The organism is Xylophilus sp. PBN-3R (assembly GCF_057747805.1).
In genome coordinates, this window is record NZ_CM173225.1 from 1834078 (window position 1) to 1853782 (window position 19705).

Consider the following 19705-nt stretch of genomic DNA (forward strand, 5'->3'; position numbering starts at 1 on the left):
TGCTGCGAGCGTTGGAATTCATCGTTCGACCCTCAAAACGGGATGTCGTCGTCCATGTCATCGAAGCCGGTCGACGGCGGATGAGATGGAGCGGGTGCGCGCGGTGCAGCAGCAGGGCGGCGTGCGGCAGGCGCGGGGGCTGGCGGCGGGCCGGCGCCATCGGAGCCTTGGCGACTTCCCAGCATCTGCATCTGGTCGGCGCGGATCTCGGTCGAGTACTTTTCGACGCCGTCCTGCCCAGTCCACTTGCGGGTGCGAAGGGAGCCTTCGACGTAGATCTGCGAGCCCTTGCGCAGGTACTGGCCTGCGATCTCTGCGAGCTTTCCGTTGAACACGATGCGGTGCCATTCGGTGGCTTCGCGCATTTCGCCGCTGGTCTTGTCGCGCCAGCGGTCGGTGGTGGCCACCGTGACATTGGCCACCTGGTCACCGCTCGGGAAAGAGCGCATTTCTGGATCGCGGCCGAGGTTGCCGACCACGATGACTTTGTTCACGCTCGCCATCACGCCTCCGCCATTTCGGTGACACGCAAGGTGTGCGCGGCGATGGCGCGACCGATGCGCGGCAGGTCGCTGTCGAGGTAGAAGCGGCGGGCGCCGTCGATGCGGGCCGGCTCGAAACCGAGCGACTTCAGAAACACTGCGCTGACGTCGTAGCCGAGACGGCGGTTGATGCCGCCGATCAGCAGCGTGGCCGGGCCGGCTTCGTCGGTGGCCGGTGCTGGTGCCGCTGCAGGACGCTGCGCACTGGCGATGGCCTGGCCGGCGTCAATCTTGGAGACGGTCTCTGCCCGGACGTGCGCAGCCGTGTCGGCCAGCGCTTCCAGCAGCGGCTCGGGCAGCGCGGCGGTGGCGCGCGCTTCGGCAATGCCGGCCTGGGCCCGCTTCTCCGCGTCGATAGCTTCTTGGCGGGCGGTGGTTTGGCGCTGGCGCTCATCAGCCTCTTGTTGCTCCCGGGCCAGCCGGTTGGCGCGTTCTTCTTCCTCGCGGCGGATGCTGGCGCGGGTGGCGGCTTCCTTCTCTTCTTCCTGGCGCTTGTGCTCGGCGATCCGGTTCTGCACCAGGGCGGTCAGGTCGTCGTTGGCCTTCAGCACCAGCTGCGGCGCATCGGCAAACAGGAACGGGTGCTCGGCGGCCAGCGTGCGCAGCGTGGTCAGGTTCGCCTGGATCAGGTCGGCCTTTTCGTTACCCGCGATCTTGGCGTTCGCCAGCATCGTGTCGACGGCATCCTGCATGCTGTCGAAGTTCTTCTTGCCCTTGATGGCCGAAGCGAAGTCGGCGACTGCGGTCGCGGCCGGCATGTAGGCCTTGCCGAGTCGAGTGTTCAGGTCATCGACATGCTTGCGCAGCGCGGCGATGCCGCCGGCCACGATTTCACCGCGGCGCTGTTCCTTGCGGGTCTTGACCAGCTTGTCCAGTTCGAGGCGCACTGTGCGGGCTTCGGCCGAGATCTCATCGATGGTGCGGAAGAGGGCGTCGATGCTCTCCGTCTGGCTCAGCGCATGGTCCTTCGCGGCAGCCAGGCGCTCTTCCACGAAACCGCACCACTTCACCGTCTTCTCGGCGTCGGCGAAGTGCTGGTCAGTCACCAGCGTGCGGTTGATGCCGCCGAACACTGCCAGCGCGTGTTCCTTGAACGCCGACAGGTTGCTGGTGGTCACCGCGCCGGTGAGTTCGATGCGCAGGGCCGGCAGTGTCTCCGGCGTGCGGCCGACAGCTTCAGGCTCGGCGGCAGTCGGCAAAACATAGGCGGCAAGATCGGCGTCGAACTGCGCCCAGCCGGCCCGCAGGCGGTCGAACCAGGCGCGGTCGGGATACACCCACGTCCACACCATGCGGTCAGGCGTCCCATCGGACACGACGAAGATGAGCTTTTCAGCCTTCGTCACCATCAGCACCTGCTGGCACTGGGGCATGTGCTCGGGCGGTACTTCGCCGGCGGCCACCATCGCAGCAATGCGCTCGTTCCACTGCTTGTGCTCGAAGGCGATGTCGCGGGCCATGGTCAGTCCGTCGCAACTGGCCGAGATCGCGCCGTCCGAGCAGGTCACCGGGTAGAGGTCGTCGCCGATGATCGATTCGACATGCGGCAGAGCGTCGTGCTCGACCTGGTGGCCGTGGTCGAGGATGTTCTTCTGGACCCAGTCGCCAAACTCTTTGGCGATGCCGGTGTGCTTCATCCGCATGAGTTCGCTGCGCTTCGTCACCAGCGACAGGCCCAGCATGGCTGCTGCCTCGCTGGCGCCGTGGTGCCGCAGGCGGAATTCGTTCCAGGCTTCGGTGCCCTGTTGGAGTTGGTGGGTTTGCATGGCAGTGCCTTCAGGTCAGGTCAAATTGGCGGGCTTCGTGCTGGGCTGTCAGCTCGGCACGTTGTTCGGCGTCGGGGATTTCGCCGATGAGGTCAGCGGCCTCTGCCAGCTGATCGAGGTTGGTAGCCAAGCGGATGCCGTCGCTGACCTGGGCAAAGGTGACCTTGACCACCGCTACGGCGGTTGGCCGGAGTGCGCGGATCGTGGTCTTCTGCTCTTCGCTGAGCAGGCCTTTGCTTTCGGCGAACCGGATGATTTCTTCGTGGCTGCTGCCACCGTCGACTGCCTTCTGCCACTTCGGCAGGCGCGCCTTGAAAGACGCATCCGGCCAGGCTTCCACTGCGGCCGGGGCGGGCGGTGCCGGTGTTGCGCCGACCACTTCGGCCATACCCATAAAGCGCTCAGCGGGCTCTGCCAGTTCGTCAGGGGTGTAGACGCCCAGGATGACGTCTGGTGTGAAGAGGCGGGCCCAGCGCTTCTGCGCCAGGTAGGCGATCTGCTGCTTCGGATCTTCCGTCCACAACGTGCTGTTGCGGGTGCGGGCCTGGGTCATCAGCAATTCCAGCACACGGGGCTCGGCCTCGCCTTTTATAGTGGCCCAGACGCGGACGCCCAAGCCCTGCTCGTCGGCCTGCTGCCACGCGGGCACGATGTATTTTTTGAAGTTGCCGTTGTCGTCCTTCTTGGTCTTCGACTCGACCTCCTTGAACTTGCCGACGATCTTTTCCCACGCGCCGAACCACTCGAAATGGAAACGGTCGTGCACGGCACCGCTGCTGTTGATCACCGCGGCCACCAGCTGGGCCTCGTAGCCCAACACGCCGCTAACCAGAAAGGTTTTCTGTGCGACCGCGAACGGGTTCATCCCCCACTGCATGGACTGCAAAGCGATGGCGAAGCAGTCGCCGTGGCTTCCGCGCAGGTGTTGGGGCACCGACACCTTGCCACTGGCCATGAGCGTGCCGAGGCGCTCGAGGCGCTCCATGCTCGCGCCGTCCATCAGGAGGGCGCCAGCACTGGCGCTGCGGACGGCCAGGGCCGCGGGTTCGGTTTGGGCAATAGCGGTCATTCGGCGCTTTCTGGATGGGTAGATGGATGCCGGCGGCGTGCGGGCTGCACAGCGCTGGGGTGTTGGGAGCGGTAGGCGAGGGTGGTGGCCGGCAGCGGCTTGGCCCATGCGCTGGCGGCCATCACCAGCCCGGCAAGAAACGCAAAACCGACGACGACCAGCAGTCGCCAGACGACGGCGCGAAGGTGCGGGTCGACCTCCACGGCAGTCGGTGGGACGTCGGTGGGGCGGCTGATGCCCCAGCACCGGCCGGCGCAATCGCCGCCGCAGGTTTCGCAGTAGTGGCAGGTCATGGTCGGACCTCCGCAAGCAGCACATCAGCCTGCAACTGCGCCGACTCGGCAGCGCGGTCGAGCACCGTGTCGGCCGTGGCCTGCTCGGTCTCGCTGTCGTGGTTGGTCTCCCACGCAGTCGGAAGGATCAGCGCCAGGGCGATAAAGGCGGTGAGGGTGGCGCGGTTCATGACGCGGCTCCGGCCACCATGGCGATGGCGGCAACACGCTCGTGGTAACGAGTCAACCCTTCGGGGCTGATGTCAGCCAGATCGCCACGCCGCATCAGGCGGAATTTCTGCTCGCTGGTCATTTCGGCAAGCAGGACCGGGAAGATGCGGTGAGCGGCCTTGAGCTCGACCAACAGCATGTCGCGCTGGTCTTCTGCCAGCTTGGCGCGGTGCCGATACTGTTCCGCGGTGGCGCCCATGGCGGCCAGGTCCTGGCGGCGGTCAGCCACGCGGCGGTCTGTGTTGGCACCGGTCATGCGGCCTCCGCAGCAATTGCACGGTCCCAGGCAGCCAGGACCTCGGCGTGGCTGTGGTGATCGTTGAAATGGGCAACGTCGTCGGCCATCGCGGACTTCAGGGCATGCGCAGCCGGGCAGTGGCCGGCATCGCCTTCCGGTAGACCGGTCACCTTGGCGATCGCACCCAGGGAGCAGAAGCACGATGCCTTTTCGCTCAGCGGGTCGATGTCAGCACCTTCTGCATCCCGGGCGAAGGCGTCGATGGTCCAGGTCTCAGGAACGGCAATGACCGCGCGGCCCTCCACAAGTACCTGCAGGGTGGCCTTGTCGGCGCTCATGCCTCACCGCCCATCACGACCAGGTGGCGAGCCGTGGCCGGGGCGCGGTGCGCTTCTTCAACGTGGAACGGAGCGCGGGCAGCAGCTGCCAGGGCTTCCATGTCGCAGTCATCGACCGCGTGCTTCGAACGGAAGTCAGCAGCGATCTGCGCTGCGTTGCCGGCAGCAGCAAGGATCGCCAGAGAGGCGGGATAGGCGGCGCGGAGGGCCGGCTGGGTGCGGGTGTTGGTGTGCAAGGTGCGCTCCATCGGGTTGATGGGGCAATACTAGCGGCACTTGTTTTAAAGATCAAGAGCGGCGCTTGTTATCTTTAAATATTTACAAGTGGTGCTTTTGCCGACCCGTGTCCATGGGGCGGCGCTCCAGCCAAGACTGGCGCTGCTCCTGCCTAATTTTGAATGCTGGTCAACACTCCGTTGACGTAATACAGGTAGTTGTGGCCGCCGTAGACCCACTGCTCGCGCGTGCCGGATGCTGTCGTGGTGGTGTTGATGTGCGACGGCCGACCCCACATGCTGTCTAGGGCATCTTGCTTGGAGGCCCCTAAGCTGACGCCCTCCTTCTTTTTCTGAGCCTTTAGGGCCGCTTCCGCCTTGGCCGCGGCGGCGACACGAACGCGCTCTGCCTTGTCGGCTTCAATCTTTGCTGATGCCGCCTTCTTTTTGTCATCAGCTTCTACTAAAGCTGACATTTGCGCAAAAAAGTCTCTGTTTGCCGCTCCGCCAACACTATCCCGACATGGATAGAGTGAGGCGAGGGCGGTGCGCGGATCGCCTTTGGCGTGGGCCGCTTTAGCCTCCGCCAGCACAGTTTCATATTCATTGGCACAACGGGCTTTCACTGCAGCTGCTTTTGCCCTGACTGCCGCCAACTGTGCTTCCCCAGCCTTCTCCGCTTTCTCTCTGTCGCTTTCCTTGCAGCCGGCCAAGCTGGCGCAAAGCAGCAGCGCAGAAGCTAATTCGAAAGAGGGAAGAGCAAAGTTTCTTGGCAAGTTCATAAAATCAAAGCTCAGAGGCTTTCCACATTACTCGGCCAATCAGTTCGAAATCAATGTCGGCATTATGTATGAGTATGTCTGGATATTCCTCGCGATCAGGATTGTCCGACACCGCCAAAATTGACCCGTCTTGCCGGCGGCTCAGCCTCTTCACCAGCAGTTGACCGTCGCAGCGGAATGCATAAAAGCGGCCGTTGATGACCTCCTGAGAAGCCTTGTTGACGAGCAAGATGGCGCCATCATCGATGGTGGGCTCATTGCTGCGTCCGGCCGCCTGCACGATCACCGCATTCTTTTGGCTAACACCGATGCTGCGTAGGTAATCACGGCGAAATGAGAGGCTCGATTTTCGGCCTTCCACAAATACCAGTCGGCCGTGGCCATTCGAGAATGAGACATCTGCGCGCTCAATCGCCACGAAATCGTCATCGTCGTTGTCCGAGGCGACTGCAATTAGTTCGTCAGCTATCGACGCCAGGCGCGGGCTGAAGTCCGCAATGCTGCAGTTCAGTCCCTTCGCGAAGCCCTTGGCGGCCTTCATGCTGAGCGCTGATTTTCCATTCAAGAAAAAGCCGACGGCAGATTGCGAGCCCACGTCGAAGGCCTCGCCAAAGGTGGCCTGGGTGTAAGGGCCCTTGTTCTTGTCCCAGAGCGCTCTTAGGCGTCCTGCTTCCGCCAAGTGTTCAGCCGTGATGGTTGCGGCGCGGGTACTTGTTTTCATAGGGCGCGGATGATTGCCGCCCGCATCCGAATAACAAACAAGCGGCACTCTTGACGCGCAGAACAAGTGCCGCTAGTATTTGGCGCATGCATAACCTCAAAGCCATCCGAGATCGCCTCGAAGTCACCCAGCAGGCCATGGCTGATGGTCTGGGGTGCACGCAAGCGAACGTCTCCTTGTACGAGCGCGGTCAAACGCTTCCGCCGGTTGTCGGCCAGCGGTTGATCGACTACGCCAAAGCGCGAGGCTTGGAGATCACTTTCGATCACCTCTACGGCACCACGCAACTCCCCGCTGCCGAGCCCTCCCTGGCGAAAGAGGGGGTGTGAGATGCGCGTACTGATCGTCCGCTGGCTGCTGCCGGCAATTGACAAATTATTGGCCGAGCGCATGGCAGATAGCTCTGGGGCGCTCCACCAGGCCGCCAGAAAGGCTGCTTGGAAGCGGGATACCGGCCCTATCCCAGCAGACGTCCTAGCAATGACGTCATCGCAAATTGTTGCCCGCGCTGAAAGTCTTCGGCGCCAAGCGCTTCGAGAGGCTCTCGACCAAACGCCGGCATTGCGCGATGGAGTTCCGCTTTGAAGTCGTCCTGCACTTCTATCGGCAGGCAGCGAAGCAGTGCTGCCAATGCGATCTCCAGTGCTTCTGCGCGACCTTGTTCGAAAGTCCGCTGGAATGAGTCGTGCGCTTCCATTTTGTCCACGCCTCGCGGCGTCCGTGTTGTGGTAACCGGACTCTACGCCGCGGGTGCGTGGGCACCAATCGTTGGAGGGGCCTGACCCATGGCTGCCTTCCTCGGCCTCACCGCCATCGTTGCCTGCACCGCCGCAGTCCTGGCCGGTGCAGCCTGGAAGCCCTAAGCCATGGACCTCGTTCAGTCCGCCGGCACCGGTGGCGGCCGTGGATACGCCATTGCACGCAGCCGCAAGTTCTCGTCGTGTCGGCGCTTGTCCCACACCTCGATGCGGGCTTGGTCGTTTGCCGTCAGCTGCAGAAAGGCCATGTCCGCCTGCCTGGCTGTCAGGTCGTTCTGCCGCTCCAGCGCGACCGCGATTCGTTCGAGGTTGTGGCAGATCAGCGTTTCTTCGTGCGGAGTCATCGGCGTACTTCGGAATGCGCGACAGATTGCCGCCGACCCATTCTGCGCCGCGCCATTTGCCGTCTTGGCCAAGCAGCCAATCAAGCGCTTCGACCCGCTCTTCGTGAGCGCTGAGTCTTTTCTGTTTTCCGCCGGCGGGGCCGCATCGGTCCGCCCCGCTTACCCCACCAATTTTTGAGGCCCTGACATGTACGCCGACCCCACCCACATCCGCGCAAAGCGCGTGAATCTCTCGCTGAACGAAACCGAGGACCGCTTGGCCGAAGCCGCGGCAGAGTTCAACGGCATGCAGAAAAGCGCGTTCCTGCGGGAGTTGGTGCTGGAGGGTTTGCGTCGTGTCCACGGTGGCAATTCTCAGCAGGGCAGTTCCGAATTGCGAGCGCTTGCTTCGTGACTCCTGCGTAACGGAAATGATCCGCAGTGCGTCAGTCCCCACCACCGAAAACGAGCGCCGTCGACCTGACGGACGCAGAAGCCGCAGCGCTGTCGCAGTACGCAGTCGCCCGCGGCATCACGGTCGACCAAGCCGCAACCGAACTTGCCCAGGAAACGCTGGAGCGCCGGTATCGCCGTGCGCCTGTGCCGGGCGCTCGCGTGCTGCCAATTCGGCGGCGTTGAGTACTTTTGCGTAACGGAAAAGCGTCAAACATGAACACGCTCACCACCGCCGGGCAACGCCTGGACAGCTGCGCGCCTACCGAATGCCCGGTGTGTGTGCGTGACTTCTACATGCCGAATGACGACGAGGACGACGTTTACGGCGACTCGCTCAACGACCCGGCAGACCAGATCCACGCGGCGGCGCATTGCTGCCTTTGGAAAGACCGCGATCACGCCGCCCGCGTGCGTATTGCAGCACGGGTGGAGGCTGGATCGACCTGGGCCGAAGCCATTGAAGGAGAAAACCATGCCGATTGAGCACGTAAATATCCACGGCAAGGCGTGGAGCCCCTCGGCCGCATCCACCACCCCCACCAAGAAACCAAAGGCCGAAGCCCCAGCAGAGTTTCACAAAGGCTGGCTGGTCGAAGGTATTCCGCCCGGCGCCAAGGAGGAGGCCGAGCAATTGCATAGCAAGGCAGCGGCGTCGACTCGAGCCAATGGCGGTATCGCGCAGGATTTTGACGCTGAGGCTTGGCTCATAAATGCCAAGGTCAAGCGCGTGCGCTCAAAGCCTTATGAAACAGCTGATGGCGCCGCTGCTTGCCGGTCACTGGCTGAGAAAAGCGGCTGGCTGCGTGTGCGAGTAGTCGAGTCAAAGAAGGTTGCTGCCAAGGCTGTGGCATTCGCATGACCCTGACCAGTCACCAGTATCAACTGGGCATGCCGCTGCCCATCCCGATGGACGCCGCGCGTGCCGCTGGTGTCGTCGGCGCCACCCTAGCAGCGGAGGAGGCCGAGGGCGTCTGCCCGAACTTCGCCGAGCGCGCCTACCGATTCGTCCTCGACTACATCGCCCAGCACGGCCCGATCTCCGGTGAACTGGTGACCCTGGCCTGCGTGGCGGCCGGCATTGATCCTGGCGAGCGGCGGGCCTTCGGCTCCATCTATGCCCGCGCCTTGCGCGAGAAAGAAGTGCGTGTTGTGGGCTCTGTCCCGCGCATGTTCGGCCACGGCACGGCCGGCGGCAGCATTCACGCGAGGAACGCCGCTTGAGCGATCACCCCGCGCCGCTGACGCCTGCCGGCTGCGACCTCCAAGACTTCCCGTTTATGCCGCTGGACGTTGCGCGCCTGCGCGACTCCGACCTGGCATCGGATGAAACGCCGGAGGCTTGCTGGGCAGCGGTGCTGTTGTGGGCCGCATCGTGGCATCAGGTGCCCGCCGCATCCATACCGGACAACGACAACTGGATCGCCAAGCAGGCGGGCTATGCCCAGCGCGGAAAGATCGACAAGGGCTGGAAAGACGTGCGGCCTGGTGCGCTGCGCGGCTGGGTGCTTTGCGCCGATGGCCGCCTGTACCACCCCGTCGTGGCGGAGAAAGCCCGGGACGCATGGCAGGCGAAGTTGGAGCAGCGGTGGCGCACTGAGTGTGGCCGCATCAAAAAACACAACGACCGCCACGAAGGCGCGAACGTGGACAAGCCCACCTTCGAGGAATGGCTGTATCTCGGCTGTCCCACGGGACAACCTCTGTATGTCCCTAGGGACAAGCCCCCCGTGTCCCAGAAAAGTCCCGCAGAAACGCCCTCCAAGAGACAGGGAGAGGGACAGGGACAGGGACAGGGAGACTCTTATTCCGTACCTGACGGTACGGACGGCGGGGCGCCGTCACCGACACCCCCGGCACCGCCTCCACCAGCCCCAACACCGGCACCCAAGCCGGCCAAGACGCCCGAGGAGTTGGCGAAGGCGGAACTCTGGCGCGCCGCCGTCTCGCTGCTGGACGGGCAGGGTATGCCGGAGCCACAGGCCCGCGCCTTCATCGGAAAGCTGGTCAAGGACCACCCCCACGGCGACACGGTGATGACGGCCATCCGCAATGCCGTTGCCGAACAGCCGGCCGATGCCCGCTCATGGCTCACCGCGACCTGCCAGCACCTCGCCGGCCAACGCCGCCAACCCAACAAACAGGAGGCCCTGGAGTCTCGCGGCCAAGCCGTGGTCGACGCCTGGGCGGCCCAAGGAGAAGCTGATGCAACAGCGTGAAAAGGCCGCGTTCGGCCAACTGGTCAAAGACGTCATGGCGTACTACCGCCAGGACACGAGCGGCTTCCTGCTCGACACATGGTGGGGCGCCTGCCAAGGCTTCGCGCTGGAGCAGGTGAAGACCGCCATGCAGCGGCATGCCACCGATGCGGAACACGGCCAGTTTGCCCCGAAGGTGGCGGACGTCGTTCGCATCCTGTCCGGCACGGCGACAGACCGCGCCGCACTTGCCTGGGGCAAGACGCACGACGCCATGGCCCGTGTCGGCGCGTACACCGATGTCGTGTTCGATGACCCGGCGATCCATGCAGCGGTAGAGGACCTGGGGGGCTGGCCGAAGCTGTGCCGCACAGAGATTGCCGAACTGAGCTACCTGCAGCACCGGTTCCAGCAGTCCCACCGCGCATACACCGAGCGCCGCGATTTCGACTACCCGCGCCGACTGCCGGGTGACCGCTCGCCGGACCACGAATACGAAAAGAAGGGCGTTCCGTTGCCGCGCCCAGCGCTGATCGGCGACCCGGATCGATGCCGTGCGGTCTATCACGGTGGCGGGTCTGCCAAGACCGCGATCACCTACACCTCGGTCGCGGACCTGGCTATGCGCGGCTTGCCGACGTTGGGAGGTCGCCAGTGAATCAAAGTTTTGTGAACCAGCTCACCACGCCTGGGAAGCCAGCCATGACAACCAGGATTGCCGCGGCAATGACCAAGCCGGCGACCATCCACCAGCCATATCCACGCCCAGATCCATTACGGTCATACGAGTCGCCCCACGCGTCCAAAACGGCCAGCGTTTCGTCGCGTTCCTTCAGCGGATTGCCATGCAGGGTGGGCTTGGTTTCGGACATCGATGTTTGTGACTGTGTCGTCTGTTTGGCACCCGATGTTAGTGCACACGTAAATTTTGATGAATTCGGCGAGGCGACGGCATGAAAATCGTCGTCCCACTCAAAACCGGCACAGGCCAGAACGACCGCGAGCATTTCCGCGCCCGGGCCCGCCGCGTGAAGCACGAACGTCTGGCCGTGGCATGGATGCTGGCTGTGCACAAGCCGCCCACCGGCCCTGTCACTGTGACGCTGTGCCGCGTCTCGCCCGGCAACGGCCTGGATGCACATGACAACCTGCGTGCCAGCCTGAAAGGACCGGTTGACCAGGTGGCCGAATGGCTCGGCCGCGACGACCGCGATCCATCCATCACCTGGAAATACGACCAACGCCGCGGCAAGCCGGGCGAATGGAAAGTGGAAATCGAGGTGACGCCGTGAGCGACATCACTCTGGTCCGCCAGGAAGCAATCGAAATCAGCGAGGAGGAACGCGCTATCGCCCGCCGGGTGATCTTCGGAATCATCGACGGGCTGGGCGAGACCGGCCGGCGCCAGTGGCGAGGCCTTTGGAATCGCATCTTCAAGCTCGAGCCCGGCGAGATGGTCGATATCAAGACCCACCAGGCCAGGCTGGGCTGGTTCCACCGCAAGCACATGGCTCTGGAGCAGGCCGTATTCGAGGGACAGGAAAAGTTCGAGGCCTTCGAATCTTTCCGCACATGGCTGAAGGTCGGCAGCGGTTTCGTGGACTGGTTCCCGGGCCCGAAGGGCGGCGTCATTCCCGTGCCGAGGTCGATCAGCTATTCGAAGTTGGAGCAGGGCGAGATGGAGGCCTTCCACCGGGCTGCCGTCGAGTTTCTCCGCACCGAGCACGCCGGCAAGACGCTGTGGCGCCACCTCACGCCGGCGCAACGGATCGAGTCCATCGAAACCATCCTGGGGAGTTTCCGCGAATGAGCTTCAAACGCCCATCAGCCCGTGTGCGCCAGGTCGATGAACCCGGGCGCCTATCCATCGCTTTCACGCCCACCCAGCGGCGCGCCGTTTTTGGCCCCGCAACGCTGCGGGCTCAGCCCAAGACCGTCGCGCGCCGCAACTCGCATCTCCTGGCCATGGCACGCGGCCGCGCGTGTCTGCTGCAGGTGCCCGGCGTCTGCAACGGTGACCGCGAAACCACCGTCGCGTGCCATTCCAACCTGGCCGAGCACGAGAAGGGCGGCCACCGCAAGGCCGACGACTGCTACTCGGTCTGGGGCTGCGCCCGCTGCCACACCTGGCTCGACAGCAGCTACAGCGCCACCGGCGAAGCGCGCGAAGCCGCCTTTATGACCGCCCACCTTCGCCAGGTGAACGTCTGGCGGCTGCTGGTAACCCTTCAAACCATCCCCGAAGCCGACCGCCGCGCCGCGCAGTGGGCGCTGGACAACCTCAACGCCACGCCCGTGGCCCTGGACCTCCCATGACCACCGCTCGCACCATGTCCTTCGCATCGGACAGCGCACAGGAAAAGCTGTGCACGATCCTGGCCGCGTTAGAGTCGCGCGACCTCGAGGCTCTGGAGTTGGCCACGACTCTCGGCGTGAGCCGCAGGTTGATCTACCTCTACCTGCATCACCTGCAAGACACCAAGCGCATACGAGTTGCCAGAACGCTAACGCGGCAGGGTCGCGTGACCGCCGTCTACGCGCTTCTCGATGCTCCACGCGAGGCTGTGCAATCGCCCGCGGTGCAGCCTTGGCAGATGCCTACCCCAGAGGCGGTGGCTGCCGTGCGCCGGCGCCTACTCGCGCAGCACAGCGCCAAGCCGCGGCCGGCACAACGGCACGCCTTTGACAGGATGCTGTTCGGTGAGGCCGGCGCCTGATGGATTGCGAAGACTGCACTCAGGCCGCCCGCGAGCAGTGGGACTGTTATTCCAACGGCTGCGCCGGCTGCGAAAAACGCATGGTCGACGCCATAGCGGCGGCACGCGCGGACGAAGGTCCAGCAGAAGAATGCCCGTCATGAAAGTCCGCGGCAGGATGGTTATGCGCGTCTCTCTAGCATCTGCGTTGCTCCGCAAAAGGACGGGCAGGATGTTCTTTGATAGCCGGCAACTCGCATTCGACTTCGTCGTCCCAGTAGACGAGGAACGCGCGCCGGCTGCCCCAACGCACACGCACGACGACAGCCACGACGAATGGCCGGTGCAGAGGAGCATCGTCAGCGCAGCGGCAGTGAAACGCGAGAAATGCAGGGCGCCTGCATCGGTGTTCGATCTGGCCCACCGCCCCGTTACCGTGAAGCTGGAGGGCCACGACACCAGGGCCGCGATCTACCGCACCACCACCCACGACGGTGTGACCCGCTGCGTCAGCGTCCGCGAGCAGGACACCCAGGAGTGGCAGGAGAAGGAGCAGGCCCGCCGGGCCCGCCAGCGCCCACCGCGCCCCACAAAACAACGATTCAAGATGAGGAACAGCCGGGTATGGGCCGACGAACCGAAGTGAGGGTAGGGCAGAGCCGCCCGCTTCCTCCTGCATCCTTAATGGACAACCCGTGCACCGCGTTGGCGCCGGCTCCCGAGGTGTTGGAGTGGATCACCCGCGAGGTGTTGAACGAAGGAGGTTCTATCTACAACCCGGACCACCGCCACATCCTCGACGCCGACCTGCAGGTGCTGTGGGCCAACGGCGGCTTCGCCAAGCAAGGCCGCTCCGTCATCGGCCAGACCGAACAGGTGATGTTCCGCGCCGGGGGCTGGCAGAAGGCCCGCCAGGAGCAGCAGATGCGGGAATGGTTCGGCGACACGCCCACCTTCTTGATCACCTTCGACGGCCGGTACGCCCAGGAATGCACCGACACCGACTGGTGCGCGCTGGTCGAGCATGAGCTGTTCCACCTGGCTCACCTGAAGGATGCGTTCGGAGCGCCGTCGTTCACGAAGGACGGTCTTCCTAAGATCGGGCTTCAGGGCCACGATGTCGAAGAATTCGTTGCGGTGGTTCGCCGGTACGGTGCGGGCGATCCCAACGGCGCGATCGCACAGCTGGCAGCCGCAGCCAGGGGAGTGCCGGAAGTCAGCCGCTCATCCGTCGCCGGGGCGTGCGGGACTTGCCTGCTGCGGGCCGCGTAACCCAGACCCGGCCCGTACCAAATGGCACAGCTCACTGAACCCATGAAGATGGCCATCGTCCAAGGACTGGCCTGCTTTGACACGCCCTCCGAGGTCGCCACCACCGTAAAGGAAGAATTCGGAGTCACGGTCACCCGGCAGCAGGTGGCCGGCTACGACCCTACGAAGGGTTCGTGCAAGGGTATGGCGAAGAAGCTGCGAGAGATATTTGCAGCCACTCGCAAGGCGTTCCTCGATGATGTTTCAACTATCCCGATCGCGCAGCAGGCCGTACGCCTCCGCGCGCTACAGCGTGAGTTCGAGCGGGCCAAGTCGCGCGGAAACTCGGCGATGGTGGCGCAGCTGCTGGAGCAGGCAGCGAAGGAGTGCGGCGGCGCGCTGACAAACCGGCGCGAACACACCGGGAAGAACGGCGGCCCCATCCAGCAGGCCAACCTTACGCCGGCCGAGTTCGCCGAGACAGCGCGCCGCATCGCTGCCGAGGTGTGAGGCGCGAATTCACGGCCGGGGAGGCGATGGCCGCCGCCGAGATGGCGCGACAGGACCTGTATTTCTTCAGCAGGTGGATGTTCCTACGCCGCAAAGGCTTCACCTGGCAGCGGGCTCGGCACCACAAGCTGATCTGCGATGCGCTCATGCGGGTCTACCGCGGCGAGTGCAAACGCTTGGTGATCAACGTCCCGCCGCGTTACTCCAAGACCGAGCTCGCGGTGGTGAACTTCATCGCCTGGGCGTTCGGCAAGGTGCCTGACTCGGAATTCATCCATGCCAGCTACAGCGCCGACCTGGCTATCAACAACAGCGCGGGCGTGCGCGGCGTGGTGCAGCACGAGGTCTACGGCGAAATCTTCCCTGAGGTGGAACTGGCCACCGATGCACGTCACCACTGGAAGACGACCAAGGGCGGCGTGATGTACGCGGCCGGCACCGGCGGCACCATCACCGGCTTCGGCGCCGGCAAGCACCGCGAAGGCTTCGGAGGCGCGATCATCATCGATGACCCGCACAAGGCCGATGAAGCGCGCTCGGACGTCATGCGGCAGAACGTCATCGACTGGTTTCAGAACACGCTGGAGAGCCGGAAAAACAGCCCCGAGACGCCCATCATCGTGATCATGCAGCGGCTGCACGAGAGCGACTTGGCCGGCTGGCTGCTGGGCGAGGAACCAGGGGTGAAGCCGGGCGGCAATGGCGAGGTGTGGGAGCACGTCTGTCTGCCAGTGTGGAACGAGGACGGCACGCCGCTCTGGCCCGAGAAGCACAGCGCCGACGTACTGCGCGCGATGGAGAAGGCGGCGCCCTACGTGTTCGCCGGCCAGTACCGTCAGAGCCCGGCGCCACCGGAGGGTGGGGTGATCAAGCCCGACCTGATGACCGTGGTCGACGTCATACCGCCCGGCGTGGTCGAGTGGTGCCGGGGCTGGGACTTGGGTGCATCAGCATCCGGCGACTTCACCGCAGGGGTGAAGGTGGGAAGAATGCAGGATGGTCGGTATGTGATCGGCCATGCCGTGCGCGAGCAATTCGAGACCCACCAGCGGGACATGCTCATGAAGAACACTGCTATGTCCGACGGCCGGGCGCTGAAACAGAGCATTCCGCAGGATCCTGGGCAGGCCGGCAAGAGTCAGGTGGCCGCGTTCGCCAAGCTGCTGGCCGGCCACGCCGTGCACTTCAGCCCGGAGTCAGGCGACAAAGTGACCCGGGCCACGCCCCTTGCCAGCCAGATCAATGCGGGGGCGGTGCTGCTGCTGAAGGGTGGCTGGAATCAGCAGTTTATTGATGAGTGCCGGCTGTTCCCGAACGGGAAATATGATGATCAGGTAGACGGCGCGGCGCGCGCGTTTAATGCGTTACTGCATCCTCAGGCGGGGATATTTTTATAGAATCGGTTTACGGGCCAGCTGTATTTTTAATTTTTTCAATCAGTTGGTTTATGGTAATGGATTTCCCGGCTTGTCTTACCGTATATACGAGCCATCCCACGCTTAGTATTAATGCTACAACGAAAACACCTTTCAATGATTCTTTTCCCAAGCCAAGCGCATCTTTGAAGTCGGTGGTGGCAAAGGTGAGGCAGAGCGTTAAAAGGGTCGCTGCCGGCGTTTGCCAGTTTTTACGCTGATCGCATAGCGAAATGTGCTCGGTTAATTCGATTTTTAGCTTATCTTGCGTTATCTGAATGACGGTTTGGCTGGTGTTTATATGAACAGCGCTTACAGATATCGCAGTAGGCGTTACAGGAGTAGGGCTCATGCTGCGATAATTTTTTCTGTAAACTGAAGTTCCATTTTATTGGTGTCGACGATTCTCTTTCCGGCGGCCATTAAATAAAGGCGTAGGCCTGGCTTGTTTGCTATTGCGACGGGGTTTGGAAAGCATGATCCTTGGGTGTTTGTCCAATTATTGAGCGTGATTCTGTAGTCGGCTGGGGGGCCGCTAGTCTCTGCGCCGGGTGTTGAGGCGGCATCATTAAAGCGAATTGTCATTTTCATTGCCCAGCCACAGTCGCTAAGGTCAATAAATGCCTCTTCTGACGCCTTGAGAATAAGCGTGTACTGGGCGACCAATTTTTCGCCATTTATTCTTACCACTGGAAGCTCCGGTTTCTTTGTAAGGCGTTCTTGCCTTGTATGCGGCATCCTGCCGTCCCTAGCATTGTCGGGCATGACCCAGCAGCTAGCCACCAACAGCCTCGACCTGATCCGCGCGCGTGAGAGCGTGATGGCCTCGTATGGCAGCATGGACGCCAAACGTCCCACTGCCTGGCAGCAGTACGGCTACAAGGCCACGCTCTCATTCGAGGACTTCAAGCAGGCCTATGACCGCGGCGGCGCAGCCCACGGCGCAGTGCATCGCCTGCTCGATGGCTGCTGGCAGAAGCTGCCCCGCATCAAGCAGCCCAAGGCCGACAAGGAGACCGCATGGGAAACAGCGGTGGGCAAGCTGCTCCGCTCGATCAACGGCTGGCAGAAGCTGCGTGACCTCGACCGCCGCAACCTGGTGGGCCGGTACGCCGCGCTCATCTACCGCATGGCCGACAGCCAGCCGCTCAGCGCCCCGCTAGCGAAGGCGTCGAAGCTGGTCGACCTGATCCCGGTGTTCGAAGACCAGATCAAGGTCACCAAGTGGGACGAGGACGAGGACTCCGACCGCTACGGCCAGCCGCTCACGTACCAATACCTCACCCGGCCCATCGGCGCCGTCGACACCCAGGCCCAGCCGGCGACCTGGCGCGACGTCCACCACACCCGAGTGCAGATCCTGGCCGAGGGCAGCGTGGGCGACATGTTCGAAGGCGTGCCGCTGCTGCGGGCTGGGTTTAACAACCTGGTCGACATCGAGAAGCTCAGCGGCGGCGGTGCGGAATCGGCTCTGAAGAACAGTGCCCGGACCATCGTTTTCCAGTACGACCCTACGTCGTCGGTGGCGGCCATCAACACGACGAATCCAGACGGCAGCATCTCTACCAAGTCGGTGCGTGAGGTCCACGAAGAACAGACCCGCTCCCTGAACCGTAACCAGGATTCTTCCATCGTGCTGCAGGGCGGGGAGGCGACTACGCTGCAGACGACGGTGTCAGATCTGTCGCCGCAGTTCGGCATCGCCGCCAACCTGTTCGCCGCGTCCATCCGCGTGCCGTTCACGATCCTGTTCGGCCAGCAGACCGGCCGCCTGGCCAGCGATGAGGACAAGGCCGACTTCGGTGCCCGGTGTGCATCGCGCCAGGCGAACGACTTGACGCCCATGCTCGAGGAGTTCATCCGTCGCATGCAGGCCGCGGGCGTTATCGATGCCGGCGACTTCGAGGTGGAATGGCCGCCGGTGAATGCGCCGAGCGATCTGGACAAGCTGACCAACCTGGGCAAGGCCACCGCGGCCATGCAGCAGGCCTTCCAGTCAGGCCTCTCGGAGCCGCTCTTCGACGCCAACGAGCTGCGGCAGATGGTCGGCTTCGAGCCCCGGGCGGATGACGGCATGCCGGAGGAGGGCGACCTTGGTCCGGAAGACCCTGAGGCCGATCCCGCCGCTGATCCGAAGGGCGCCACGAAGACCAAGCCGTGACCGAGCGCGTCCGAAACCCGGTGATCCCGGGCAACCCCCGCGAGCGCACCGGTAGCAGCGGCATCCTGCGGCGCAGCCTGGCCGAGATCAACCGCCGGTGGCGCGGCCTGCAGGTCGACGTGCTGGCGGTGTTTGCTCGGATCCCGGTCTACCAGCTCAACGAGGACGACAAGGGCTCGGAGACGCTGCCGCCGGTGCGTTACGGCGCTACGCCCCAGGTGCTGAACCAGACCACGGCTGACCTGCAGGCGGCGCTTGATCGCTGGGTGCTTGATGGCCGCCAAGCCGATTACGTCGCCTGGTGGGATGTCTACTCGCAGGAGGCCGCCCAACTCGGCACGGCGCAGACGGTCGCCAACCTCACGCAGCTGTCGGCCAGCTACGCCGCCACGCGCACGCTGCAGTCGGTGGTGTTCAGCCAGCCCTACCGCAACCGCGCCGATATCGCCCGCACGCTGGCCCGCGAGCATTGGACGGGCCTGACCGACAAGGCCCGCACCGACCTGGCTGGCGTGATCGGCCGCGCGGTGGTCGACGGCAAGAATCCGATGGCCGTGCGGACCGAAATCATGCAGGTGCTGGATGTTTCAAGGTCGCGGGCCTCGCTGTACGCCCAGACCGAAATTACCGGCACGCTGCGGGAGGCGCGCTGGGCCGAGGCAGACGACGCAGAGGCCGAGCTGGGCATCAAGACCGCCATGCTGTGGACGTCGGCGCTGATCCCGACGACCCGCGCCTGGCACGCCAGCCGCAACGGCAATACCTACAGCACAGCGGAGGTGCGGGCCTTTTACGCCACGAACGGCAACCGCTACCGGTGCCACTGCGCGCAGACCGAGGCGCTGCTGGACGCTGACGGAAAGCCCATCCTCACGAAGGCGCTGCAGTCGGCGATGGCCAACGAGCGGAAGGCATGGCTCAGATGATGATTCATTTACCGGGATAACGCCTGACCCATCTTTCTTGCCAAGGATCCGGTGTTTTGGAAAATTAACTGTGCTTCGTCTACGGTAAAGACAGTTTCCACATGCATTGTCGAGTTACGCACTGCATCTTTAGTTGCATGCATGTGCTGCATTATGTCCTGGAATAGCCCGTAGTCTTCCCAAGATGGGCCACGACTAAGGATCTCTGCACGCAGAGCAGCTATTATAGCTCCCCAATTTCCATTCGTATTCAACTCAATCCCGAGATGCACTGCGATTTTTTTAAGACAGATTTCAAGCACTCGCATGCAATGAAAAACAGCTCCGGTAGCACGGCCGTATCCTAAGCATTTCGCGGCTTCGTCAATATCAAACGCGGTTTCGACTACGGATTCTCGAACTTCAGGCCAAATGGGCGCGGGAGGGTTGATAAGCCTTTGCTGCGGCGGGGAAAGTGAGATCGCGCCATATATGGCGGCTTCAGTCTTTATGCACATAATTAGCGAATTCAAAACATTTTTGAACATTCCGATTCGCTCCGCTGTGAATTGGCATTCACCTCCTCCATTGGTTTGAAAAGAACGTGCTAATTCGCTTGCATTAGTTGCAAGGGCCGAGCTGGCGCTCCATCCCAAAGGAGCTGCGATCTGCGAGAACCAAAATAAGGCGTCTGTCAGTTCCGTAACCGATTCTGCGGGAAGTCGAAAATTGCCGCCGCTTTCGGTCGTTAACAGTTGGTTAAAGCTCGAAAATCGGCCGACTTCAGAGATCAATCGTCCTAAAGGTATGTCAGTCATAAGAGGGAGGAACAAAGCCCAACTGTAGCTCCCTAGCATCAGC

Annotated in this window: 35 protein-coding genes; 19 read left to right on the forward strand and 16 right to left on the reverse strand. The window is 63.1% G+C overall.

Annotation, left to right across the window (positions count from 1 at the left end; genetic code table 11):
• Positions 1 to 32: 32 nt before the first annotated feature.
• From ssb to AC3ANW_RS08595, 10 genes are all read right to left on the reverse strand, one after another.
• On the reverse strand, positions 33 to 503 hold the full coding sequence (gene ssb / locus AC3ANW_RS08550; RefSeq protein ID WP_488344756.1) for a single-stranded DNA-binding protein: 471 nt from the start codon (positions 501 to 503) through the stop codon (positions 33 to 35).
• Positions 503 to 2308 (reverse strand): YqaJ viral recombinase family protein, encoded by a 1806-nt coding sequence (locus AC3ANW_RS08555; protein WP_488344757.1) that lies wholly within the window; start codon positions 2306 to 2308, stop codon positions 503 to 505. Before AC3ANW_RS08555 ends, ssb begins: the two co-directional genes overlap by 1 nt.
• A 10-nt stretch (positions 2309 to 2318) precedes the next feature.
• Entirely contained in the window at positions 2319 to 3377 is a 1059-nt protein-coding gene (locus tag AC3ANW_RS08560) for a RecT family recombinase (RefSeq protein ID WP_488344758.1), read from the reverse strand.
• Positions 3374 to 3670 (reverse strand): hypothetical protein, encoded by a 297-nt coding sequence (locus tag AC3ANW_RS08565; protein ID WP_488344759.1) that lies wholly within the window; start codon positions 3668 to 3670, stop codon positions 3374 to 3376. Before AC3ANW_RS08565 ends, AC3ANW_RS08560 begins: the two co-directional genes overlap by 4 nt.
• Positions 3667 to 3840 carry a hypothetical protein gene (locus tag AC3ANW_RS08570; RefSeq protein ID WP_488344760.1) on the reverse strand — a complete coding sequence of 58 codons (174 nt, stop codon included), beginning with the start codon at positions 3838 to 3840 and terminating at the stop codon, positions 3667 to 3669. The genes AC3ANW_RS08565 and AC3ANW_RS08570 overlap by 4 nt, the downstream gene beginning before the upstream one ends.
• Positions 3837 to 4136 carry a hypothetical protein gene (locus AC3ANW_RS08575; RefSeq protein WP_488344761.1) on the reverse strand — a complete coding sequence of 100 codons (300 nt, stop codon included), beginning with the start codon at positions 4134 to 4136 and terminating at the stop codon, positions 3837 to 3839. The genes AC3ANW_RS08570 and AC3ANW_RS08575 overlap by 4 nt, the downstream gene beginning before the upstream one ends.
• On the reverse strand, positions 4133 to 4456 hold the full coding sequence (locus AC3ANW_RS08580; protein WP_488344762.1) for a DUF6197 family protein: 324 nt from the start codon (positions 4454 to 4456) through the stop codon (positions 4133 to 4135). The genes AC3ANW_RS08575 and AC3ANW_RS08580 overlap by 4 nt, the downstream gene beginning before the upstream one ends.
• Positions 4453 to 4692: a hypothetical protein gene (locus AC3ANW_RS08585; RefSeq protein ID WP_488344763.1), complete on the reverse strand. Its 240-nt coding sequence runs from the start codon at positions 4690 to 4692 to the stop codon at positions 4453 to 4455. The genes AC3ANW_RS08580 and AC3ANW_RS08585 overlap by 4 nt, the downstream gene beginning before the upstream one ends.
• A gap of 152 nt (positions 4693 to 4844) precedes the next feature.
• Positions 4845 to 5453 carry a hypothetical protein gene (locus tag AC3ANW_RS08590; protein WP_488344764.1) on the reverse strand — a complete coding sequence of 203 codons (609 nt, stop codon included), beginning with the start codon at positions 5451 to 5453 and terminating at the stop codon, positions 4845 to 4847.
• 4 nt (positions 5454 to 5457) lie between these two features.
• Positions 5458 to 6174 carry a LexA family transcriptional regulator gene (locus AC3ANW_RS08595; RefSeq protein WP_488344765.1) on the reverse strand — a complete coding sequence of 239 codons (717 nt, stop codon included), beginning with the start codon at positions 6172 to 6174 and terminating at the stop codon, positions 5458 to 5460.
• A gap of 86 nt (positions 6175 to 6260) precedes the next feature.
• Between AC3ANW_RS08595 and AC3ANW_RS08600 the strand changes: the two genes are divergently transcribed.
• A complete protein-coding gene (locus AC3ANW_RS08600; RefSeq protein WP_488344766.1) occupies positions 6261 to 6503 on the forward strand; it encodes a helix-turn-helix domain-containing protein in 243 nt (80 codons plus the stop codon).
• Positions 6504 to 6631: 128 nt separating this feature from the next.
• Here the strand turns inward: AC3ANW_RS08600 and AC3ANW_RS08605 are convergent, their stop codons facing one another.
• Together AC3ANW_RS08605 and AC3ANW_RS08610 are read right to left on the reverse strand one after the other, a co-directional pair.
• A complete protein-coding gene (locus tag AC3ANW_RS08605) occupies positions 6632 to 6871 on the reverse strand; it encodes a hypothetical protein (protein ID WP_488344767.1) in 240 nt (79 codons plus the stop codon).
• Between the two features lie 180 nt (positions 6872 to 7051).
• Positions 7052 to 7276 (reverse strand): hypothetical protein, encoded by a 225-nt coding sequence (locus AC3ANW_RS08610; RefSeq protein ID WP_488344768.1) that lies wholly within the window; start codon positions 7274 to 7276, stop codon positions 7052 to 7054.
• A gap of 187 nt (positions 7277 to 7463) precedes the next feature.
• Here AC3ANW_RS08610 and AC3ANW_RS08615 point away from each other — a divergent pair, with 187 nt between their 5' ends.
• Genes AC3ANW_RS08615 through AC3ANW_RS08645 form a run of 7 tightly spaced genes read left to right on the forward strand, consistent with a single transcriptional unit; the run spans position 7464 to position 10564 of the window.
• Positions 7464 to 7670, forward strand: a complete 207-nt coding sequence (locus AC3ANW_RS08615; RefSeq protein ID WP_488344769.1) for a hypothetical protein — start codon at positions 7464 to 7466, stop codon at positions 7668 to 7670.
• A gap of 26 nt (positions 7671 to 7696) precedes the next feature.
• Complete coding sequence (locus AC3ANW_RS08620) at positions 7697 to 7894, forward strand: hypothetical protein (protein WP_488344770.1); 198 nt, start codon at positions 7697 to 7699, stop codon at positions 7892 to 7894.
• Between the two features lie 30 nt (positions 7895 to 7924).
• On the forward strand, positions 7925 to 8194 hold the full coding sequence (locus tag AC3ANW_RS08625; protein ID WP_488344771.1) for a hypothetical protein: 270 nt from the start codon (positions 7925 to 7927) through the stop codon (positions 8192 to 8194).
• The gene (locus AC3ANW_RS08630; RefSeq protein ID WP_488344772.1) at positions 8184 to 8570 is read left to right on the forward strand and encodes a hypothetical protein; all 387 of its coding nucleotides are present in this window, start codon (positions 8184 to 8186) and stop codon (positions 8568 to 8570) included. Before AC3ANW_RS08625 ends, AC3ANW_RS08630 begins: the two co-directional genes overlap by 11 nt.
• Positions 8567 to 8932 (forward strand): hypothetical protein, encoded by a 366-nt coding sequence (locus AC3ANW_RS08635; protein ID WP_488344773.1) that lies wholly within the window; start codon positions 8567 to 8569, stop codon positions 8930 to 8932. The genes AC3ANW_RS08630 and AC3ANW_RS08635 overlap by 4 nt, the downstream gene beginning before the upstream one ends.
• Positions 8929 to 9927, forward strand: coding sequence for a DUF1376 domain-containing protein (locus AC3ANW_RS08640; RefSeq protein WP_488344774.1), 999 nt, complete (start codon positions 8929 to 8931; stop codon positions 9925 to 9927). The genes AC3ANW_RS08635 and AC3ANW_RS08640 overlap by 4 nt, the downstream gene beginning before the upstream one ends.
• On the forward strand, positions 9914 to 10564 hold the full coding sequence (locus AC3ANW_RS08645; protein ID WP_488344775.1) for a DUF6475 domain-containing protein: 651 nt from the start codon (positions 9914 to 9916) through the stop codon (positions 10562 to 10564). The genes AC3ANW_RS08640 and AC3ANW_RS08645 overlap by 14 nt, the downstream gene beginning before the upstream one ends.
• A 1-nt stretch (position 10565) precedes the next feature.
• On the opposite strand, the gene AC3ANW_RS08650 is transcribed toward AC3ANW_RS08645, so the two are convergent.
• Entirely contained in the window at positions 10566 to 10778 is a 213-nt protein-coding gene (locus tag AC3ANW_RS08650; RefSeq protein ID WP_488344776.1) for a hypothetical protein, read from the reverse strand.
• An 81-nt stretch (positions 10779 to 10859) separates the two neighbouring features.
• Between AC3ANW_RS08650 and AC3ANW_RS08655 the strand changes: the two genes are divergently transcribed.
• The 9 genes from AC3ANW_RS08655 (at position 10860) to terL (ending at position 15760) form a co-directional block, all read left to right on the forward strand.
• A complete protein-coding gene (locus tag AC3ANW_RS08655; RefSeq protein WP_488344777.1) occupies positions 10860 to 11198 on the forward strand; it encodes a hypothetical protein in 339 nt (112 codons plus the stop codon).
• Entirely contained in the window at positions 11195 to 11716 is a 522-nt protein-coding gene (locus tag AC3ANW_RS08660) for a DUF1367 family protein (protein ID WP_488344778.1), read from the forward strand. The genes AC3ANW_RS08655 and AC3ANW_RS08660 overlap by 4 nt, the downstream gene beginning before the upstream one ends.
• Positions 11713 to 12222, forward strand: a complete 510-nt coding sequence (locus tag AC3ANW_RS08665) for a nuclease domain-containing protein (RefSeq protein WP_488344779.1) — start codon at positions 11713 to 11715, stop codon at positions 12220 to 12222. The genes AC3ANW_RS08660 and AC3ANW_RS08665 overlap by 4 nt, the downstream gene beginning before the upstream one ends.
• The gene (locus AC3ANW_RS08670; RefSeq protein ID WP_488344780.1) at positions 12219 to 12623 is read left to right on the forward strand and encodes a hypothetical protein; all 405 of its coding nucleotides are present in this window, start codon (positions 12219 to 12221) and stop codon (positions 12621 to 12623) included. Before AC3ANW_RS08665 ends, AC3ANW_RS08670 begins: the two co-directional genes overlap by 4 nt.
• Positions 12623 to 12766 (forward strand): hypothetical protein, encoded by a 144-nt coding sequence (locus AC3ANW_RS08675; protein ID WP_488344781.1) that lies wholly within the window; start codon positions 12623 to 12625, stop codon positions 12764 to 12766. The genes AC3ANW_RS08670 and AC3ANW_RS08675 overlap by 1 nt, the downstream gene beginning before the upstream one ends.
• A 68-nt stretch (positions 12767 to 12834) precedes the next feature.
• Complete coding sequence (locus AC3ANW_RS08680; protein WP_488344782.1) at positions 12835 to 13248, forward strand: hypothetical protein; 414 nt, start codon at positions 12835 to 12837, stop codon at positions 13246 to 13248.
• 38 nt (positions 13249 to 13286) lie between these two features.
• Positions 13287 to 13874, forward strand: coding sequence for a putative metallopeptidase (locus AC3ANW_RS08685; protein WP_488344783.1), 588 nt, complete (start codon positions 13287 to 13289; stop codon positions 13872 to 13874).
• Between the two features lie 42 nt (positions 13875 to 13916).
• Positions 13917 to 14363: a DUF2280 domain-containing protein gene (locus AC3ANW_RS08690; RefSeq protein ID WP_488344784.1), complete on the forward strand. Its 447-nt coding sequence runs from the start codon at positions 13917 to 13919 to the stop codon at positions 14361 to 14363.
• A gap of 26 nt (positions 14364 to 14389) precedes the next feature.
• Positions 14390 to 15760 carry a phage terminase large subunit gene (gene terL / locus AC3ANW_RS08695; RefSeq protein WP_488344785.1) on the forward strand — a complete coding sequence of 457 codons (1371 nt, stop codon included), beginning with the start codon at positions 14390 to 14392 and terminating at the stop codon, positions 15758 to 15760.
• A 7-nt stretch (positions 15761 to 15767) separates the two neighbouring features.
• Here the strand turns inward: terL and AC3ANW_RS08700 are convergent, their stop codons facing one another.
• Positions 15768 to 16130, reverse strand: a complete 363-nt coding sequence (locus tag AC3ANW_RS08700; RefSeq protein WP_488344786.1) for a hypothetical protein — start codon at positions 16128 to 16130, stop codon at positions 15768 to 15770.
• Complete coding sequence (locus tag AC3ANW_RS08705; protein ID WP_488344787.1) at positions 16127 to 16543, reverse strand: hypothetical protein; 417 nt, start codon at positions 16541 to 16543, stop codon at positions 16127 to 16129. Before AC3ANW_RS08705 ends, AC3ANW_RS08700 begins: the two co-directional genes overlap by 4 nt.
• On the opposite strand from AC3ANW_RS08705, the gene AC3ANW_RS08710 reads away from it, so the two are divergent.
• Both AC3ANW_RS08710 and AC3ANW_RS08715 read left to right on the forward strand, forming a co-directional pair.
• Positions 16542 to 17939, forward strand: a complete 1398-nt coding sequence (locus tag AC3ANW_RS08710; protein WP_488344788.1) for an anti-CBASS protein Acb1 family protein — start codon at positions 16542 to 16544, stop codon at positions 17937 to 17939. The genes AC3ANW_RS08705 and AC3ANW_RS08710 overlap by 2 nt on opposite strands.
• Complete coding sequence (locus AC3ANW_RS08715; RefSeq protein ID WP_488344789.1) at positions 17936 to 18865, forward strand: phage minor head protein; 930 nt, start codon at positions 17936 to 17938, stop codon at positions 18863 to 18865. Before AC3ANW_RS08710 ends, AC3ANW_RS08715 begins: the two co-directional genes overlap by 4 nt.
• Positions 18866 to 18873: 8 nt before the next feature.
• Here the strand turns inward: AC3ANW_RS08715 and AC3ANW_RS08720 are convergent, their stop codons facing one another.
• A complete protein-coding gene (locus AC3ANW_RS08720) occupies positions 18874 to 19662 on the reverse strand; it encodes a hypothetical protein (protein WP_488344790.1) in 789 nt (262 codons plus the stop codon).
• Between the last annotated feature and the right edge of the window lie 43 nt (positions 19663 to 19705).

Bases quoted from the DNA above. Each gene is read 5' to 3' on its own strand.
- AC3ANW_RS08705 (WP_488344787.1), bottom strand. From the start codon at position 16,543: ATGCCCGACAATGCTAGGGACGGCAGGATGCCGCATACAAGGCAAGAA.
- AC3ANW_RS08650 (WP_488344776.1), bottom strand. From the start codon at position 10,778: ATGTCCGAAACCAAGCCCACCCTGCATGGCAATCCGCTGAAGGAACGC.
- AC3ANW_RS08605 (WP_488344767.1), bottom strand. From the start codon at position 6,871: ATGGAAGCGCACGACTCATTCCAGCGGACTTTCGAACAAGGTCGCGCA.
- AC3ANW_RS08720 (WP_488344790.1), bottom strand. From the start codon at position 19,662: ATGACTGACATACCTTTAGGACGATTGATCTCTGAAGTCGGCCGATTT.
- AC3ANW_RS08710 (WP_488344788.1), top strand. From the start codon at position 16,542: ATGACCCAGCAGCTAGCCACCAACAGCCTCGACCTGATCCGCGCGCGT.
- AC3ANW_RS08690 (WP_488344784.1), top strand. From the start codon at position 13,917: ATGAAGATGGCCATCGTCCAAGGACTGGCCTGCTTTGACACGCCCTCC.
- AC3ANW_RS08575 (WP_488344761.1), bottom strand. From the start codon at position 4,136: ATGACCGGTGCCAACACAGACCGCCGCGTGGCTGACCGCCGCCAGGAC.
- AC3ANW_RS08700 (WP_488344786.1), bottom strand. From the start codon at position 16,130: ATGAGCCCTACTCCTGTAACGCCTACTGCGATATCTGTAAGCGCTGTT.
- AC3ANW_RS08590 (WP_488344764.1), bottom strand. From the start codon at position 5,453: ATGAACTTGCCAAGAAACTTTGCTCTTCCCTCTTTCGAATTAGCTTCT.
- AC3ANW_RS08630 (WP_488344772.1), top strand. From the start codon at position 8,184: ATGCCGATTGAGCACGTAAATATCCACGGCAAGGCGTGGAGCCCCTCG.
- ssb (WP_488344756.1), bottom strand. From the start codon at position 503: ATGGCGAGCGTGAACAAAGTCATCGTGGTCGGCAACCTCGGCCGCGAT.
- terL (WP_488344785.1), top strand. From the start codon at position 14,390: ATGGCCGCCGCCGAGATGGCGCGACAGGACCTGTATTTCTTCAGCAGG.
- AC3ANW_RS08595 (WP_488344765.1), bottom strand. From the start codon at position 6,174: ATGAAAACAAGTACCCGCGCCGCAACCATCACGGCTGAACACTTGGCG.
- AC3ANW_RS08615 (WP_488344769.1), top strand. From the start codon at position 7,464: ATGTACGCCGACCCCACCCACATCCGCGCAAAGCGCGTGAATCTCTCG.
- AC3ANW_RS08570 (WP_488344760.1), bottom strand. From the start codon at position 3,840: ATGAACCGCGCCACCCTCACCGCCTTTATCGCCCTGGCGCTGATCCTT.
- AC3ANW_RS08665 (WP_488344779.1), top strand. From the start codon at position 11,713: ATGAGCTTCAAACGCCCATCAGCCCGTGTGCGCCAGGTCGATGAACCC.
- AC3ANW_RS08580 (WP_488344762.1), bottom strand. From the start codon at position 4,456: ATGAGCGCCGACAAGGCCACCCTGCAGGTACTTGTGGAGGGCCGCGCG.
- AC3ANW_RS08685 (WP_488344783.1), top strand. From the start codon at position 13,287: ATGGACAACCCGTGCACCGCGTTGGCGCCGGCTCCCGAGGTGTTGGAG.
- AC3ANW_RS08600 (WP_488344766.1), top strand. From the start codon at position 6,261: ATGCATAACCTCAAAGCCATCCGAGATCGCCTCGAAGTCACCCAGCAG.
- AC3ANW_RS08670 (WP_488344780.1), top strand. From the start codon at position 12,219: ATGACCACCGCTCGCACCATGTCCTTCGCATCGGACAGCGCACAGGAA.
- AC3ANW_RS08625 (WP_488344771.1), top strand. From the start codon at position 7,925: ATGAACACGCTCACCACCGCCGGGCAACGCCTGGACAGCTGCGCGCCT.
- AC3ANW_RS08560 (WP_488344758.1), bottom strand. From the start codon at position 3,377: ATGACCGCTATTGCCCAAACCGAACCCGCGGCCCTGGCCGTCCGCAGC.
- AC3ANW_RS08655 (WP_488344777.1), top strand. From the start codon at position 10,860: ATGAAAATCGTCGTCCCACTCAAAACCGGCACAGGCCAGAACGACCGC.
- AC3ANW_RS08565 (WP_488344759.1), bottom strand. From the start codon at position 3,670: ATGACCTGCCACTACTGCGAAACCTGCGGCGGCGATTGCGCCGGCCGG.
- AC3ANW_RS08610 (WP_488344768.1), bottom strand. From the start codon at position 7,276: ATGACTCCGCACGAAGAAACGCTGATCTGCCACAACCTCGAACGAATC.
- AC3ANW_RS08680 (WP_488344782.1), top strand. From the start codon at position 12,835: ATGTTCTTTGATAGCCGGCAACTCGCATTCGACTTCGTCGTCCCAGTA.
- AC3ANW_RS08675 (WP_488344781.1), top strand. From the start codon at position 12,623: ATGGATTGCGAAGACTGCACTCAGGCCGCCCGCGAGCAGTGGGACTGT.
- AC3ANW_RS08645 (WP_488344775.1), top strand. From the start codon at position 9,914: ATGCAACAGCGTGAAAAGGCCGCGTTCGGCCAACTGGTCAAAGACGTC.
- AC3ANW_RS08635 (WP_488344773.1), top strand. From the start codon at position 8,567: ATGACCCTGACCAGTCACCAGTATCAACTGGGCATGCCGCTGCCCATC.
- AC3ANW_RS08555 (WP_488344757.1), bottom strand. From the start codon at position 2,308: ATGCAAACCCACCAACTCCAACAGGGCACCGAAGCCTGGAACGAATTC.